The sequence below is a fragment of the Pseudoalteromonas sp. P1-16-1b genome (genome assembly GCF_001401785.1).
In the GTDB taxonomy this organism is placed as follows: domain Bacteria; phylum Pseudomonadota; class Gammaproteobacteria; order Enterobacterales; family Alteromonadaceae; genus Pseudoalteromonas; species Pseudoalteromonas undina.
This window is the reverse complement of record NZ_LKGQ01000002.1, coordinates 226,263-242,065: the sequence shown is the minus strand read 5'-3', so window position 1 is coordinate 242,065 and position 15,803 is coordinate 226,263. Positions and strand designations below refer to the sequence as shown.

The 15,803-nt window shown below is 40.3% G+C and carries 13 protein-coding genes; 7 read left to right on the top strand and 6 right to left on the bottom strand.

Features of this window, described 5'->3' with window-relative positions:
* Positions 1 to 17: 17 nt before the first annotated feature.
* Entirely contained in the window at positions 18 to 953 is a 936-nt protein-coding gene (gene prmB, locus AN392_RS02520; protein ID WP_008466678.1) for a 50S ribosomal protein L3 N(5)-glutamine methyltransferase, read from the bottom strand.
* A 297-nt stretch (positions 954 to 1,250) separates the two neighbouring features.
* Here prmB and smrB point away from each other — a divergent pair, with 297 nt between their 5' ends.
* Together smrB and AN392_RS02510 are read left to right on the top strand one after the other, a co-directional pair.
* Positions 1,251 to 1,808, top strand: a complete 558-nt coding sequence (gene smrB / locus AN392_RS02515; RefSeq protein ID WP_008114517.1) for an endonuclease SmrB — start codon at positions 1,251 to 1,253, stop codon at positions 1,806 to 1,808.
* A gap of 17 nt (positions 1,809 to 1,825) precedes the next feature.
* Positions 1,826 to 2,749: an AEC family transporter gene (locus tag AN392_RS02510; protein ID WP_055011733.1), complete on the top strand. Its 924-nt coding sequence runs from the start codon at positions 1,826 to 1,828 to the stop codon at positions 2,747 to 2,749.
* 54 nt (positions 2,750 to 2,803) lie between these two features.
* On the opposite strand, the gene sixA is transcribed toward AN392_RS02510, so the two are convergent.
* Complete coding sequence (gene sixA / locus AN392_RS02505; protein WP_021033112.1) at positions 2,804 to 3,280, bottom strand: phosphohistidine phosphatase SixA; 477 nt, start codon at positions 3,278 to 3,280, stop codon at positions 2,804 to 2,806.
* A gap of 183 nt (positions 3,281 to 3,463) precedes the next feature.
* On the opposite strand from sixA, the gene AN392_RS02500 reads away from it, so the two are divergent.
* On the top strand, positions 3,464 to 6,187 hold the full coding sequence (locus AN392_RS02500; RefSeq protein WP_055011732.1) for an insulinase family protein: 2,724 nt from the start codon (positions 3,464 to 3,466) through the stop codon (positions 6,185 to 6,187).
* Positions 6,188 to 6,238: 51 nt separating this feature from the next.
* Entirely contained in the window at positions 6,239 to 8,479 is a 2,241-nt protein-coding gene (locus tag AN392_RS02495; protein ID WP_010391359.1) for an EAL domain-containing protein, read from the top strand.
* On the opposite strand, the gene AN392_RS18620 is transcribed toward AN392_RS02495, so the two are convergent.
* Positions 8,476 to 8,679 (bottom strand): hypothetical protein, encoded by a 204-nt coding sequence (locus tag AN392_RS18620; protein WP_055011731.1) that lies wholly within the window; start codon positions 8,677 to 8,679, stop codon positions 8,476 to 8,478. The two genes, AN392_RS02495 and AN392_RS18620, sit on opposite strands and share 4 nt — an antisense overlap.
* A 148-nt stretch (positions 8,680 to 8,827) precedes the next feature.
* Entirely contained in the window at positions 8,828 to 9,400 is a 573-nt protein-coding gene (gene yeiP / locus AN392_RS02485) for an elongation factor P-like protein YeiP (RefSeq protein ID WP_055011730.1), read from the bottom strand.
* Positions 9,401 to 9,593: 193 nt separating this feature from the next.
* Between yeiP and AN392_RS02480 the strand changes: the two genes are divergently transcribed.
* Positions 9,594 to 9,980, top strand: coding sequence for an MmcQ/YjbR family DNA-binding protein (locus AN392_RS02480; protein ID WP_054202136.1), 387 nt, complete (start codon positions 9,594 to 9,596; stop codon positions 9,978 to 9,980).
* 86 nt (positions 9,981 to 10,066) lie between these two features.
* Here the strand turns inward: AN392_RS02480 and fadJ are convergent, their stop codons facing one another.
* Together fadJ and fadI are read right to left on the bottom strand one after the other, a co-directional pair.
* Entirely contained in the window at positions 10,067 to 12,259 is a 2,193-nt protein-coding gene (fadJ, locus tag AN392_RS02475) for a fatty acid oxidation complex subunit alpha FadJ (RefSeq protein WP_055011729.1), read from the bottom strand.
* Positions 12,259 to 13,569, bottom strand: coding sequence for an acetyl-CoA C-acyltransferase FadI (gene fadI / locus AN392_RS02470; protein ID WP_010391348.1), 1,311 nt, complete (start codon positions 13,567 to 13,569; stop codon positions 12,259 to 12,261). Before fadI ends, fadJ begins: the two co-directional genes overlap by 1 nt.
* A 329-nt stretch (positions 13,570 to 13,898) precedes the next feature.
* Between fadI and AN392_RS02465 the strand changes: the two genes are divergently transcribed.
* Positions 13,899 to 14,855, top strand: a complete 957-nt coding sequence (locus AN392_RS02465; protein WP_010391346.1) for a MoxR family ATPase — start codon at positions 13,899 to 13,901, stop codon at positions 14,853 to 14,855.
* 3 nt (positions 14,856 to 14,858) lie between these two features.
* Entirely contained in the window at positions 14,859 to 15,803 is a 945-nt protein-coding gene (locus tag AN392_RS02460; RefSeq protein WP_054202133.1) for a DUF58 domain-containing protein, read from the top strand.

The window sequence follows — 15,803 nt, the reverse complement described above, 5'->3', positions numbered from 1 at the left end:
ATGGCTAGTATTAATTATTACTGTGCAAAGTAGGCATCTAGTTGTTGCTTGCTAATAACAAACACCCCTAATCCGCCTTGTTCAAACTCAATCCATTCAAATGGTGCGCCTGGATACAGTGCATCCATATGTACCATAGAGTTACCTACTTCGACAAATAACAAACCGTTATCTGTTAGATGCTCACTAGCTTGATCTAAAATAGTACGTGTTACATCAAGGCCATCGTGACCTGATGCTAACCCAAGCTCTGGCTCGTGGTGGAACTCACGTGGTAAGTCAGCCATATCTTCAGCATCAACATACGGTGGGTTTGCTACGATTAAGTCATATTTTTGCCCAGGTACACCACTGAATACGTCAGACTGGATCGGTAATACACGGTCACTTAGTTGATAGTCAGTGATATTAATATCAGCCACTTCAAGCGCTTCATAGGATATATCAACCGCATCAACTTGCGCATTTTCGAATGCTTGTGCCAATGCAATCGCGATACAACCTGAGCCCGTACATAAATCTAAAATACGCCCAACTGACTCTGGCTGCTCTAGCCAAGGTGTAAAACGATTATTAATAAGCTCAGCAAAAGGCGAGCGAGGAATTAATACACGTTCATCCACATAAAATGGCATATTGGCAAACCATGCAATGTTGGTCAGGTATGGAACTGGGGTAAAATCGTTAATGCGCTCGGCAATTAAGCCTGCTAAACGGTTTTTTTCAGTGCTGGTTAAACGGGCATGCATCAGCTCTTTGGGTGCATCAATTGGCAAGCTAAGTGCTGGTAATAACAAACTTACCGCTTCATCCCATGCGTTATCGGTGCCATGACCAAAGAAAATACCGCTACTTGCAAATTGACTTGTCGTCCAACGAAGCCAATCGTGTAAGGTTGAAAGTTCTGCAACAGCTTCATCCAGGGTTGCTTCTTCTATTAGTAATTCACTCATCAGTATTATCTGCCTGCTACTTTCAAAAAATTAACTCAATCGGGGCACACTATGGGCCCCATGATTGCCCTATTGTATACCCAAGCCACCTCTAGGTGCGAGTGACAGTTAGAATTAAAAGTAATTTAAACAAGGCATTGATTGCAAGTGTAATAGTCACTCTGTTGTTCAAATCAATAACGCAGTATAAATCGCTTTTAAACTAACCTTATTGGCGCCGTACTATGCACCTCAAAGCTGCTTGGGTATCACACCTTTTTACTCGATTTTTACCACTTTTTTGTTTAGACTGCCGCTATGAAAAAAGATCCACACTCAAACAACCTAATTAGTCCTGATGACATTGACTTGTTTCGTCAAAGTATCAGCGGTGCGCGCGTGTTCAAACAAGACACTCACCGTTTTAGCAATAAACCTAAAGTGTCACAAGCGAAGCAATTTGCCCAGCAAAAAAAGCAACAACAATCAGAATTTTTCTTTTCTGATGAATATGTGCCCGATATAGACACTAACGGCACTGTTAATTATGTGCAACAGGGTCAGGATCGTTTTTTAGCGAAACAACTTCGCCGAGGGGATTTTATACCTGATTTAACCCTCGACCTGCATGGCTTAAATAAAGAAGTAGCCAAGGATGAGCTCGCAGGGCTTATTCATGAGTGTAAAAAGAAGCATTATTACTGCGCCTGTGTTGTACACGGAATTGGCGGCCATATCCTCAGGCATAAAGTGCCGCAATACTTAGTGCAACACCCCGATGTTATTGCTATGCATCAAGCACCGCTTGAATATGGCGGTAAAGGTGCGGTACTGATATTAATTAATTTACCGCAAAGTGATGAGTTTAGACGCTAATCAATAAGAGCCTTTTAGTGCATATATTTTCGATTATATTCCCGCTGATATTTATTGTGCTATGTGGCTATATTGCTAGTCGCAGTGGCTTTTTAGAGCGTATCCATATAGCGGGATTAAGTAAGTTTACTTTTTATATTAGTGTGCCGAGCTTTTTATTTTTAAATATGGCCAAAGCAGACTTACAAACCAGTGTCAGCTTAAATGGCTTTTTAAGTTTTTACATTCCGGTTATTTTAGTTTACCTTTTTGCCCTAATTATTGACCGCTACATTCTCTCTAAACATCTTCAATACGAACGCCATAGCGTGTTTGCCCTTGGCAGTAGCTATTCCAATACTGTATTGGTGGGTTTACCTATTATTATTGCCGCATTAGGCGAGCAAATGATGGGCATTATTTTTATGATCATTACCTTTCATAGCGCATTATTGTTCACCCTTACTTTTTTAATTAGTGCAAACAGCGCCAGTCATGCGTTTTCCTGGTCAGCATTTTCCAAGAATATGCTACTCAATCCAGTAGTGTTAAGTATTAGCACTGGTCTATTGGTTAATTTAGCAGGGGTTACTTTATTTGCTGACTTAACTAATGGCTTAGCACTTTTAGCCGAACCAGCTATTACTTGTGCGTTATTTGTATTGGGCGCTAACTTAGCTTTTTATAAAATTAGTGATAACTGGCAAGCAGCAGCCATTGCCAGTCTATTAAAATTAGTCATATTACCTACCTTGGTTTTATTGCTAGGCACACACGTATTTACACTTAATGAGTCACTGTTAAAAGTACTGGTGTTATTAAGTGCATCGCCATTAGGCGTTAATGCCTATTTAATTGCATGCCAAATAAAACAACACCAAGATACCCTAGCCAGTGCGGTAGTTTTATCTACAGTATTAAGTGTGTTGAGTTTTAGTGTGTGGTTAACCATTTTACTTTAGATATATGCCTAACCACGTTTTATTGTCAGGCTTTAAGCTGGGGAGATTCGTAGTTTATACGGTTACATTAGCTGGCGCATCTATAGTGATGTAATCACTTTTATGGCTCACTTCATTGTAACTAATTTGGGCAACAGCACCAGTATTAAAAATTGGCATATTACCAGCGCATAGCTGATCAACCAAATAGCTCACCATAGGCATGTGGGCAACAACAAGCCAGGTATCGCATTCTGGATGAAGCGCAATTAACGTTTCTAAATAATCTGCAGCAACTTGAGGATTGCCCTCAGGAATAACATCGTGACAAGTTTCTTCAAATAAAAAGGTATTATTTTTTTTAACAGCCTCAGCCGTTTGCTGCGCTCTTACATAGGGGCTAACTAACAGGCCACTGGGAGCGTGCATTTTTTGCAACCATAGCCCCATTTTTTCAGCTTGCTGTTGACCCACAGAAGTCAAATTTCTACTGACATCATCAGAGTGCATCGGTGTTGCTTCACCATGACGCATTATCAAGATTGTTTTCATAAAAAATCAACCAATTAAAGAATATAAAACAGTAGCCAATTTGCTCGAATTTCCGCTATATTAATAACTCAAACCTATTTATTTTCTTAAAATAGTTCTTTCATGATGTTCAGGTAAATAGCGTCGCATTCCTGAAGTTATCATCTGTTGTTAACAATTTACGTTTAGTTTCAGGAGCATCATTTGAAAATCAGCACCAATGATAACAGAGCTTACCGCACACTAACACTGGACAATGGTCTAAAAGTGCTTTTAGTGCGCGATCAGGACTCAGCAAAAGCGGCAGCCTCCATGGCAGTTAACGCTGGTCACTTTGACGATCCTCTTGATAGGCAAGGCTTAGCGCACTTTTTAGAGCATATGTTGTTTTTAGGTACGGATCTGTATCCCGAATCCGGTAGCTTTAATAATTTTGTCTCTCAATCTGGTGGTAACACCAATGCCTGGACTGGTACGGAACATACCTGCTACTTTTTTGATATTAATAACAATCATATTGAATCGGCGTTAGCACAATTTAGCCGTTTTTTTATAGCGCCCGCCTTAAATCCCGCAGAAACCGAAAAAGAACGTAATGCGATTGAGGCTGAGTTTAAATTAAAGATTAAAGATGATGGCCGGCGCATCTATCAAGTGCATAAAGAAACGGTTAACCCTGCACATCCGTTTGCTAAGTTCTCTGTAGGCAACCTACAAACATTAGCTGATAGAAAACGCTGTATTAGTGATGAGTTACGCGACTTTTTTAATCAGCATTACCAAGCTCAATGGATGACTTTAGTCATTTGTGCCAATGAATCATTAGATACTCTTGAGGCATGGTCAACTCAATATTTCTGGCAGATTAAAGGCAATAACAGCAAGTTAAAGCCACCCATAGAGGCACCGCTTTATCGCAGCCAAGACTTGGGTAAGTTGCTCCATATTGAGCCACACAAGCATGTACAAAAGCTGATTATTAGCTTTGCTATGCCAAACATTGACGATTTTTACCGTCATAAAACTGTTAGTTTTATTGCCCACTTACTAGGGTACGAAGGGCAAGGCTCGTTGTATTCTGTACTAAAAGAACAAGGCTGGATCAATGCTCTTTCTGCCGGAGGTGGCATCAACGGTAGTAACTTTAAAGACTTTAATATTAGTATGGCGCTGACCGATGAAGGCATTGAATACTACGAAGACATTATTGAAATGGTATTTGAATACATTTGCTTAATAAATAACAACATCGGCAAACTCCCTCGCCTTTATCAAGATAAGCAAAAGCTGCTGCAAATCGCATTTGATAACCAAGAAAAATCTCGGCTGATTGACTGGGTCAGCAATTTAAGTATTAACATGCAACATTACGATGAAGTCAATTACTTACAAGGCGACTATTTAATGGAAGGCTTTAAAGCCACCACTCATGAAATGGCGATGCAATGGTTGACCCCTCATAATATGCGTTTAGTGCTGATTCATCCGGGTGTAGAGCCTGAACACACAGCCGCTTGGTATAACACACCGTATAAAATTGAAAAATTGTCACTGCATTGGCTCGAAGCGCTGGCACAAATTAGTCAGCCACAAGGTGAAATGTTATTACCTACCGCAAACCCTTATTTAGCTAAAGATGTTGTTCTATATCCAATAGAGTCGCAGCAAGCTCATCCAACGTTACTGGTGAAAGAAGCTGGCTTTGATTTTTGGTTTAAACAAGATGCCACCTTCAGAGTGGCTAAAGGGCATTTTTATTTAGCCATGGACTCTGACTTTGCAGTTAAAGATGTAAAGCATATGGCATTGACTCGATTGTTTTCTGATTTGTTTATGGATAGTGTTGGCGAGCAATTTTATCCAGCTGAGCTCGCGGGCTTAAGTTATCACTTAACCTCTCACCAAGGCGGCTTAACCCTGCATACTGCAGGGCTATCTTCAAGCCAACTAGAGCTGGTTGATCAGCTAATTGATGCACTATTTAACGTAAAAATTTGTGCTAAACGCTTTGCTGAATATAAAAAACAACTGGTAAGGCACTGGCGTAATAGCAACCAAAACAAACCCGTTAGTGAGCTCTTTAGTATTTTAGGCGCTAAAATAATGCCATGGAATCCACAACCTGACGAGTTAGCAAATGCACTTAAAGATACCTGCTTTCATCAGTTTAATGAGTTTAGACAGGCGTTTTTTAATGCACTTCATGTTGAGTCTTTTTTACATGGCAATTGGCAACAAAATGAAGCGCTTGAGTTTCAGAAAAAGGTGGCACTGCACCTTAAAAAGTCAGCCGTTATAGAAGATTTAAAGCGCCCACTCTTTGAAATTACCAAAGTGACTCGTTACGAATTAGAGCTCGCTTGTAGTGATAATGCCATGGTGATTTATTATCAAGCATTAAGCGATGATGTTGATGAAAAAGTAAAAATGATGGCGCTTAATCATTTAATTAACCAAGATTATTTCAATGAGCTACGGACCACACAACAACTAGGTTATTTAGTTGGTGCCGGTTATGCCCCCTTTAATACCCGTGCCGGAATTGCTTTTTATATTCAGTCACCTAAATTTGAACCAAGCACATTACTGCACAGGCATAATGTGTTTATTAGTCAATATTTATCAACCATTGATGAACTGACAGAGCAAACCTGGCTGCAACAAAAACATGGGCTAGTGACGCATATTGCCGAAAAAGACAAAAATTTGCGTTTACGTTCACAACGTTTATGGCTTGCAATTGGCAATGGCGATCATCAGTTTAATATGCAGCAACGCCTGCTAGATTCTTTAAACGCATTAACGCTTGAAGATTTAAAAAACTATGCAGCTGAAATTTTTAATCCAGACCGCCCAAGATATGAGCTTTTAAGCGCTAAATCTGTGAATCAATCGGAGAATCTACCACTTTATTCGCATTCTCTTTGACTCTTGCTCGCGCTTGATTTAGATTGTCTTTTGTAAATAAGAAGTAAGACAATGAACAAAATAAAAATAATAAAATACATTCTGTTGTTGACCACTTTGGTCACCGCCTACTCTGCTAGTGCATTTGAGTCATCATTTAGCTTGAACTTAAATGCGCTAGTCGTTAGCGTGTGTGCAATAATGTCATTACTGTTAATTTACTTTTTAACAGTTATTCACTCACTCAAGCGCTCACATTCCCAATTACAGCAATCTGAAAAACGCTTAAAAAGTACCGTAGAAGGTAGTGGTGACACGCTTTGGGACTGGAATATAAAAACCGGCAAAGTTATTCGTATTAACGACAAGTACGTGTTGAATAACAACAATCTAGTAGAATTCCCACCTAATAAAAGCCTTATACACCCTCGTGATTTAACTCATGTAGATTACCTACTAAAAAAACACTTTGCTGAAGAGAGTACTTTTTTTGAAGCTACTTATAGAATTAAAGATAGCTTTGGTAAATGGCATTGGGTGCTCGACCGTGGAAAAATAATTGAAAAAGACGCAAACCTTAGCCCACTGAGAATGACTGGCACGGTGAGAGATATTTCTCAGCTCAAATCAACCGAAGAACGACTAAATCTATTTGCAAAATGCGTTGAGTCACTCACGGATGCACTGGCTATTTATGATAAAGATTTTAAGCTTGTTGATATTAATCCAAGCTTTTTAACTTTGTTTGGCGGTGTGCGTGAGCAATACCTTAAAAAAGAATTTCATTTAGCCGGTTACGACAAAAGCTACATAGAAACTATAAAAGACACCGTTCGAAAGCACGAGCATATTCAAGAAGAAGTAAAGCTGCGCAATAGCGATCATGCCCTACTGCCATTTGAAATTTCGATAGATGAAATTAAAAACGCGCAAAATCAAATAACTAATTACGTGGTGGTGTATTCTGATTTAACCGAGCGTAAAAAAACGGAGTCAGAGCTCAATAATTTATCCAATCGAGATCGCACCACCAGCTTACCTAACCGTAATTTATTTTTTTCTGATTTAAAAAAACTAGCAAAGCAGCATTCACACCATGCATTGTTAGTATTTGATTTAGATAACTTTAAAAAGATAAATGACTCATTGGGTCATCAGTTAGGTGACAGCTTGCTGGCAAAGCTTGCTATGCGCTTAAATAAGCTTACCCGTGAAAATGATGTGTTTTATCGCCTTGGCGGCGATGAATTTGCGCTGGTTATGTCAAACACCAACGATATTCTCACTATCACCCGTATGGCTAAACAGTTTTTAGCGGCAATAGCTACACCGTTTAAAATGGCAGGTCATGAACTTGCTATCACCTCAAGCGTGGGTATAGTACTGTTCCCTGAAGATGGTAACACCCCCGAAATACTATTAAAGAACGCCGATACCGCTATGTATCATGCGAAAAAGAAAGGTAACAGCTACTTGTTCTTTAATGACACCATGAACCGCCAAGCAGTAAAGCGACTACAAATAGAAAACCTAATGCGCTTTGGCTTAAAAGAAGATCACTTTGAGGTGTATTACCAGCCTAAAATGAATATTCGTACTGGTAAGCTTGCTGGAATGGAAGCGTTAGTGCGTTTTATTACGCCGAAAAAGGGGGTTATTAGCCCGGGGGTATTTATTCCAATCGCCGAAGAAACAGGGCAAATTATTGAAATTGGTGAAGTGGTTTTAAACAAAGCCTGTCGTGACGTAAAACAATGGTTAGACGCTGGATTATTTAACGCTCGTGTTGCGGTAAATTTATCAGCAAAACAATTTAGCCTACCCGATTTAACTTCGCGCATTGATGTGATTTTACAAAAAAATGAACTGCCCTCTTACTTTTTAGAACTTGAGATCACCGAAGGCACCGTAATGGACGACCCACAAGAAGCCATTGCGATTATGCGCTCTTTAAGTGCCCGCGGCATTCATTTAGCTATGGATGATTTTGGTACTGGGTATTCGTCGCTGGCGTATTTAAAACAGTTCCCACTAAATACGCTTAAGGTAGATAAAGCCTTTATTGATGATATGAAGACAGAGCGTGGTCGCAATATGGTGGACTCTATTGTCACTATTGCACATAACCTTGATTTACATGTAGTTGCAGAAGGTGTAGAGCAAGCCTCACAAATAAGCATACTGGAAGAGCTTAACTGTGAAACACTTCAGGGTTATTACTACTCTAAACCACTCTCAAAAGATGAATTTACTGCGTTTTTAAAACAACAACAAAGCCAATCAAAACTCAGTTTAATTAGAGCAACCAGTTAAGCACGCCATAGGCACGTTTTTATGCCGGTATTGCGTATTAATGCACGTCGATAATGCAGATTAAATAAACACCACGCTGCAGGTCCCAACAATCCGCTTAAAAATAACCAGCGCTTCACAGGCATACCTTTTTTGATGGTTTCAATATACATAAGTGCGATAAACACACCGCTGAGTAAAATAAATACTACCATGGTCATCAAACTGCTTAAAAATTGAGGCGCGTATAATAGCGTTTAACTGGCTAAAATTAAAGCAACGTATTATTTAATTGTAGTCCTTTTAAATCAGACACAAAAAAGCCGAGCAACTTAAAAGCTCGGCTCTCAATTATCAATTCATCACAGCTTATTTGTCAGCACGACCCATAAACTTATGCTCGGCAGTATTAATGCGGATGCGATCACCCGTTGAAATATGCTCTGGTACTTGAATCATTAAGCCCGTTGATAAGCGTGCAGGCTTTGAGCGAGCGCTGGCTGAAGCTCCCTTAATTGAAGGGTCGGTTTCTTCAACAACAAGTTCAACACTTGAAGGAAGATCAAGACCTACCGCAGTACCGTCAATTACAATAACGTGCACACCTTGAGTTTCTTCATTAACAAATTGAATTTCTTCCGCTATGGCGTCTTTATTTAAATTGTAAGGCGTGTAATCTTCATTATCCATGAAGACATACTCATCCCCATCAATATAGGACAGCATGGCTTCACGACGGGTTAAATCAGCAAGATTAAGCATATCGCTGTCTTTAAATGTTTCGTCAACTTTACTACCCGTTACTACATCGTATAAACGCATACGGTATAAACTACCACCAGCACGACCTTGTGGTACTGAGCGTACGATATCTTTTACTACTAATACACGGCCATTAAAGTCAATAGCCGTCCCTTTTTTAACATCACTCGCCTTTGGCATGGGTGAATTCCTATTGTTTTTTTGATTGCGAGAAACATACCACGAAACTGATTTTGTTCAACAATAAAGTGATATGATTAGCTTCTTACTCCGTATTGACTTATAAATCTGTAATTTAGACTGAAACACGTGTTATCTAGTGGCAAAAAGCTGCTATGGTTAAGTTATCGATTATGACCTCAAGGAATGGCTCATGAACCAACAAACTGTACATACTTATTTAATGAACAAACCGTTAGTTAAACTAACGCAACCTTTTGCTAAAGATGTTGATGTATATAAAGTAAACCATAAGATGTTCGCCACCCTTGCACTGAGCAATGAGGGTGAAACCGATGAAAACGGCGAACCTATTTGGTGGCTAAACTTAAAGTGCGACCCTGATGAAGCACAGTCATTACGTGATATTTTTCCTTCGGTGATTCCAGGTTATCATATGAATAAACGCCTTTGGAATACAGTGATTTTAGACGGCTCAATACCACAAGGTGAAATTGAGCGTATGATTGATAATTCATTTAATTTGGTGGTCGACAACATGCCAGATAAAGACAAACAGGCTATTGAAGCCTTACTGTAAATAAGCGTCTATATCTCTATATTTTCTGATTATCAAACATAAAAAAAGCCGCATAATTTGCGGCTTTTTTACGTTAACTTAAGACATTAATCTTTGTGTTCAGTCATCTCATTTTGAGTATCAGTCGATTTATTATCTACCTGCTCTGACTCAACTTCAGCTGTTTTAGTGGCTGTAGTGTAAAACTTATCGCCTTTATCAGCCATTGCAACCAGTGATTCACAGGGTGCAAAAATCGCATTGCTGTTAGCCAGTGTAGACATATCAGAGCTTATTTTACTCGCACCTAATTTGTCCATGTAGCTAAACGGGCCACCTAAGAACGGTGGGAAACCAATACCAAAAATAGCACCAATATCACCATCACGCGGGCTTGCGATAATACCATCATCTAAACAACGAGCCGCTTCATTAAGCATTTGTGAAACACAGCGCTTAGCAATCTCGTTTTTATTTAAACGTGGGGCTGGGGTTACACCTAGTAGCTCATAGACTGACTCATCAACCTTCTTACCTTTCTTGTCGTATTCATAAAAGCCACGACCTGTTTTACGACCAAGACGTTTTGAATCAATCATGCGTGAGAAAGCATCGGGTCCTTTAAAACGCTCACCCAATTCTTTTTCAAGAATTGGCGCAATTTTAGATCCAATATCAATACCTACTTCGTCCAGCAATGCCAACGGTCCAACAGGAAAACCAAACTCGACTAAAGCCGCATCTATTTTTTCAATCGGCTCACCAGCAAGCATTAAGTTAGCCGCTTCATTAAGGTATGGCGCTAAAATACGGTTTACATAAAAACCAGCCATATCTTTTACCACAATTGGCGTTTTACCTTGCTTACGTGCAAAGTTAACTACACGAGCAATGGTTTCTTGTGACGTGCCTTCGTGAGGAATGATCTCTACCAGTGGCATTTTCTCTACTGGCGAGAAATAATGTAAACCAATTACATTTTCAGGGCGTTCTACTTTTGCTGCAATTTGAGAAATAGGTAATGACGAGGTATTACTTGCAAAAATAGTATTCGCTTGGCATTGCTGCTCAACATCAGCAACCATACCTTGCTTAAGCTCTAAATCTTCAAATACCGCTTCTATAACTAAATCTATGTGCTTAAAGCCGCTGTAATCCGTAGTGCCAGTAATGCGGTTCATGGTTAACTGCATATCGGCTTTTGACATAATGCGGCGCTTAAGGCGTTTATCTAAGATTTTGTATGTGTAGTTCATGGCATTACTTATGCCCTGCTCTGCCACATCTTTAATGCGTACCGGCAATTTAGCCTTAACCGCACTTACATGGGCAATACCTGCGCCCATTAATCCGCCACCTAACACAGCAGTTTTACTAATCGCAGGAGCGTCATCGTTGCGCCATTCTTTTTTCATTTCAGTGGTTGCAAAGAAAATACCGCGAAGTGCTTTAGACTCATCACTCATTACTAACGTAGCAAAGCCTTCGGCTTCGGTTTTATACGCTTTCATTTCATCAAGCTCTACGCTTGCACGAACCGCTTTAATAATCGCAAGCGGCGCTGGGTAGTGACCACCGGTTTTTTTAAGTACGTTTTCTTTAGCTTTTTTAAAGATAAAGTTACGACCAAACGGGTTTGATTCTAATAACTTGCTGACCTTATCAAGTTTAGGCTCTTTAGCTTGTGGCTTTTTCTTCTCAGCAAACTCTTTGGCCACTTTTAGCAGTACGCTTTGTGGAACACAATCATCCAATACACCGGCTTTTTTAGCTTGTTTTGGACGAATTTGCTTACCAGTTAGCATCCACTCAAGGGCTTTTTGAATACCCACGATTTTAGTTAAGCGTTGTGTACCACCACCGCCAGGCAATAAACCTAGTTGTACTTCTGGTAAACCAATTTTAGTTAAATCGCTATCTGTACCAACGCGATAATCACATGCTAAAGCAAACTCTAAACCACCACCTAAAGCAGCGCCGTGAATAGCACTAACCGTGGTATACGGTAGTTTTTTCATATCAAAAAATGCTTGATGGCATAATTCGCTGATAGCTAATGCATCTTCGCGTTTTTCAACGCTGTCTAGCATTTTCACATCAGCACCGGCAATGAAGTTATCACTTTTGCCACTAATAAATACCATACCTTTCACTGCATGCTCTTTAGCTTGTGCTAATAATGCTTTTAAATCATCAGCAAAGCTGTCACGCAGGGTATTCATTTTTTCACCCGGCACATCAATGGTTACCACGGCTATTTTGTTATCATCAACCGTTAAATTAAATACTGAATCTGTCATTACGCACTCTCCAATACAAAGGCTGCACCTAAACCACCCGCAGCACAGGCAGTCGTTAACGCTAAACCACCGCCACGACGCTTAAGCTCGTATAAGCTTTGTGTAATTAAACGCGCGCCGGTTGCCGCAAATGGGTGACCATAAGCGAGTGAACCGCCGTTAACGTTAAACTTATCCATGTTAATTTCACCTATGGCTTTATTACGCCCTAAGTGCTCTTGTGCAAATTTATCTGAAGCAAACATTTTCATATTCGCTAAGGTTTGCGATGCAAACGCTTCATGCATTTCTATAAGGTCTAAATCAGCTAACGTAATACCTGCTCTATCAAGCGCGATTGGCGTTGAGTGAGCTGGCCCCATTAGCATGTCTTTTTCTACGCCTATGGCTGAAAACGCAAAACTGCGTACGTAGCCTAAAATTTCGTAACCCAATGCTTTGGCTTTGCTTTCGCTCATCATTAACACTGCAGCTGCGCCATCGGTTAATGGGGTTGCATTAGCGGCAGTCACAGAGCCGTGCTGACGGTCAAATACGGGTTTAAGCTTGGCATAACCTTCAACCGTTGAGTTTTTACGAATATTGTTATCTTCTTCAATAAAGCTTTTATAAGGCGGTAAGTGCGCCGTCATTACTTCATCTTTTAACTTGCCATCGGCCCAAGCTTGAGTTGCTAATGAGTGAGAACGATGTGCTAAAGCATCTTGATCTTCACGGCTAATATTATGGGTTTTAGCCATTTGCTCAGCTGTTTGTCCCATTGATAAACCCGTTGAGTACTCAGCAACCGCTGGCGGTACTGGTAATAAATCTTTTAAACGTAGTTTTGAGAATATTTTTAAACGCTGACCAAGCGTACGGGCTTTGTTTAAATCGACTAAACTGCCGGCTAATTTTTTACTTACACCAATTGGCAATACAGACGATGAATCGGCACCACCAGCAATACCCACGTTTACAGAGCCTGCCATAATAGATTCGGCAACATTTGCAATTGCTTGAAAGCTAGTTGCACACGCACGTGACACTGAATATGCATCAACGCCAACTGGCATACCTGTACCTAATACAATTTCACGTGCAATATTTGGCGCTTCTGGCATTTGTACTACTTGACCAAAAACCAATTGATCGATTTCTGACTTGTCGAAATTTAATCGCTCAAGCATTTCATTAACTACTAGCTTACCCATATCCAATGCTGGTACATGGTGAAACGCAGTTGCTTGCTTAGCAAAAGGAGTACGTAGGCCGCTTACAATGGCAATACGGTCGCCTTTTGGTGTTTTAAGTATGTTTTGCTCAGACATTTATTATTCTCTCCCGCTGACAGGTCAGACCTGTATGTTTTCCTCGATTCTAAACAACCCGTGTGATAAAGCCAATAGATAAACGTAAATTAATCATAAAGCGCCATTGTAAATCACTACATACATTGTGTAAGGGTAATACAATAGGCTTTTTTAGCAGGTTTTACAAAGTTTTGTGTTAGGCTAAAAAGCGTTAAAAAATAACGAACTATTTTCAAAAAATCAGTCTAACTCTTGAGTTATCCACTTATAAACCTTATAACTAGCTCAGTATTTGTTACCTAACCACTTTAGGTATTATTTAAGCTGACGAGGACAGTCCACTTATTATGGCAGCTAACGCATTTTCAAACTTAAAAACGTATTTAGACACCCAAATTATTGGCCAGCCAGCGCTCACTCAAGCACTCTTAATTGCTATATTAGCCGATGGTCATTTACTTGTTGAAGGCCCTCCTGGGCTTGCAAAAACGCGAGCGGTTAATGCTTTAGCAAAAGGTATTGAAGGCTCGTTTCAGCGTGTTCAGTTTACCCCAGACTTGTTACCAGCCGATGTAACCGGTACTGATATTTATCGTCAACAAACCAGTGAGTTTGTGTTTGAAAAAGGCCCTTTATTTCATAACCTCATATTAGCGGATGAAATAAACCGAGCACCAGCGAAAGTACAATCAGCTTTATTAGAAGCAATGGCTGAGCGCCAAGTTACTGTGGGCAAAAATACGTACCCACTTAGTGACCTGTTTTTAGTGATGGCAACGCAAAACCCGCTTGAGCAAGAAGGAACCTACCCACTGCCTGAAGCGCAATTAGACCGCTTTTTATTACATTTAAGTATTAATTATCCAGGGGCTGAGCACGAACTTGATATTTTACGCCTAACCCGTGGTGAAGCACTTAATGATGAAGCCCCAGTGCTTGAGCAAATTTCGCAAGCAGAGTTGTTTGCCGCTAGAAAAGCGATTTTGGGTCTGTATTTAGCAGAGCCACTAGAGCAATACTTAGTTCAGTTGATTATTGCTACTCGAGAAGGCGCAAACTTAGATGAGCAACTTGGCCGCTGGATTGAGTACGGCGCCAGCCCACGTGCCACGATTGCTTTGGATAAATGTGCCCGCGCTCATGCGTGGTTAAGTGGTCGTGATTTTGTATCGCCTGACGATATTCAAGCTGTGGTACATAATGTATTACGCCATCGTATTATTTTAAGTTACGAAGCACAGGCCGATGGTATTACAAAAGATCAGGTTATTAGCCGTATTGTTGAACTAGTTGCTGTACCTTAAGTTATGCAAACACACTTTGATTCTCAGGCATGGCTTAAATTAAGTCATAGCCATGGTGTTAATTTATCGCTTAAAGAGCTGATGTATTATAAAGCAAAAGCGCAACTGCTTGAGCTGGCACCTAAAGTTAGAATAAAAAATACCTTAGCGGGGCAATATCTAGCGCCGCATAAAGGCCGTGGCATGGAGTTTGCCGAAGTGCGCCATTACCAACACGGTGATGACATACGCTCTATTGATTGGCGGGTCACGGCTCGTACCGGTGAAACCCACACCAAACTTTTTCAAGAAGAAAAAGAACGCCCGGTATTTGTATTTACTGACTTTTCAAACTCCATGTTATTTGGCTCTCAATTATTATTAAAGTCGGTGCAAGCTGCACATATTAGTGCCTTGGTTGCGTGGTCTGCTTGCCAACGTGGCGATAGAATTGGCGGTGTTGTGTTTAATCAGCACTCGCATTTAGAGCTTAAACCTAGTGCCCGTGAAAAGGCCGTGTTAAAGCTGTGTCATAATTTATGCGACGCCCATCAGCAGGCACTTGAAAATATTGATAAACCTGCCAGTAATAACTTTAGTGACAACCTTAAGCGTTTAAATCACTTAGCTAAACCCGGTAGTTTGGTTTATATCGTATCCGATTTTAACGCCTTAGATGACGCCAGCTTTAAACAACTCGAATTACTTGCGCGGCACTGTGAGTTAATAGGCTGCCATATTAGCGACCCCTTCGAGCATAAGTTACCTGCTTTCCAACAAGCGGTTACGGTAAGTGCTAATAATCAGCAGTTTGCCCTCCCTTTGATGGATAACAGTTTTAGAGAACGATTTGCCAAAAATGCCGAGCAAGCATTTAGCGCGCGTATTAATCGTTTAACAAAATCTGGGCTTAACCTATTATCATTCGATGCAGCCACTGCGCTGGAACTGCAATTAGTGAGAAGATAA

Excerpts from the sequence above, each read along its gene's own strand:
- sixA (WP_021033112.1), bottom strand. The coding sequence starts at position 3,280 with ATGAAAACAATCTTGATAATGCGTCATGGTGAAGCAACACCGATGCAC.
- prmB (WP_008466678.1), bottom strand. The coding sequence starts at position 953 with ATGAGTGAATTACTAATAGAAGAAGCAACCCTGGATGAAGCTGTTGCA.
- fadI (WP_010391348.1), bottom strand. The coding sequence starts at position 13,569 with ATGTCTGAGCAAAACATACTTAAAACACCAAAAGGCGACCGTATTGCC.
- smrB (WP_008114517.1), top strand. The coding sequence starts at position 1,251 with ATGAAAAAAGATCCACACTCAAACAACCTAATTAGTCCTGATGACATT.
- AN392_RS18620 (WP_055011731.1), bottom strand. The coding sequence starts at position 8,679 with ATGACCATGGTAGTATTTATTTTACTCAGCGGTGTGTTTATCGCACTT.
- fadJ (WP_055011729.1), bottom strand. The coding sequence starts at position 12,259 with ATGACAGATTCAGTATTTAATTTAACGGTTGATGATAACAAAATAGCC.
- AN392_RS02465 (WP_010391346.1), top strand. The coding sequence starts at position 13,899 with ATGGCAGCTAACGCATTTTCAAACTTAAAAACGTATTTAGACACCCAA.
- AN392_RS02460 (WP_054202133.1), top strand. The coding sequence starts at position 14,859 with ATGCAAACACACTTTGATTCTCAGGCATGGCTTAAATTAAGTCATAGC.
- AN392_RS02495 (WP_010391359.1), top strand. The coding sequence starts at position 6,239 with ATGAACAAAATAAAAATAATAAAATACATTCTGTTGTTGACCACTTTG.
- yeiP (WP_055011730.1), bottom strand. The coding sequence starts at position 9,400 with ATGCCAAAGGCGAGTGATGTTAAAAAAGGGACGGCTATTGACTTTAAT.
- AN392_RS02480 (WP_054202136.1), top strand. The coding sequence starts at position 9,594 with ATGAACCAACAAACTGTACATACTTATTTAATGAACAAACCGTTAGTT.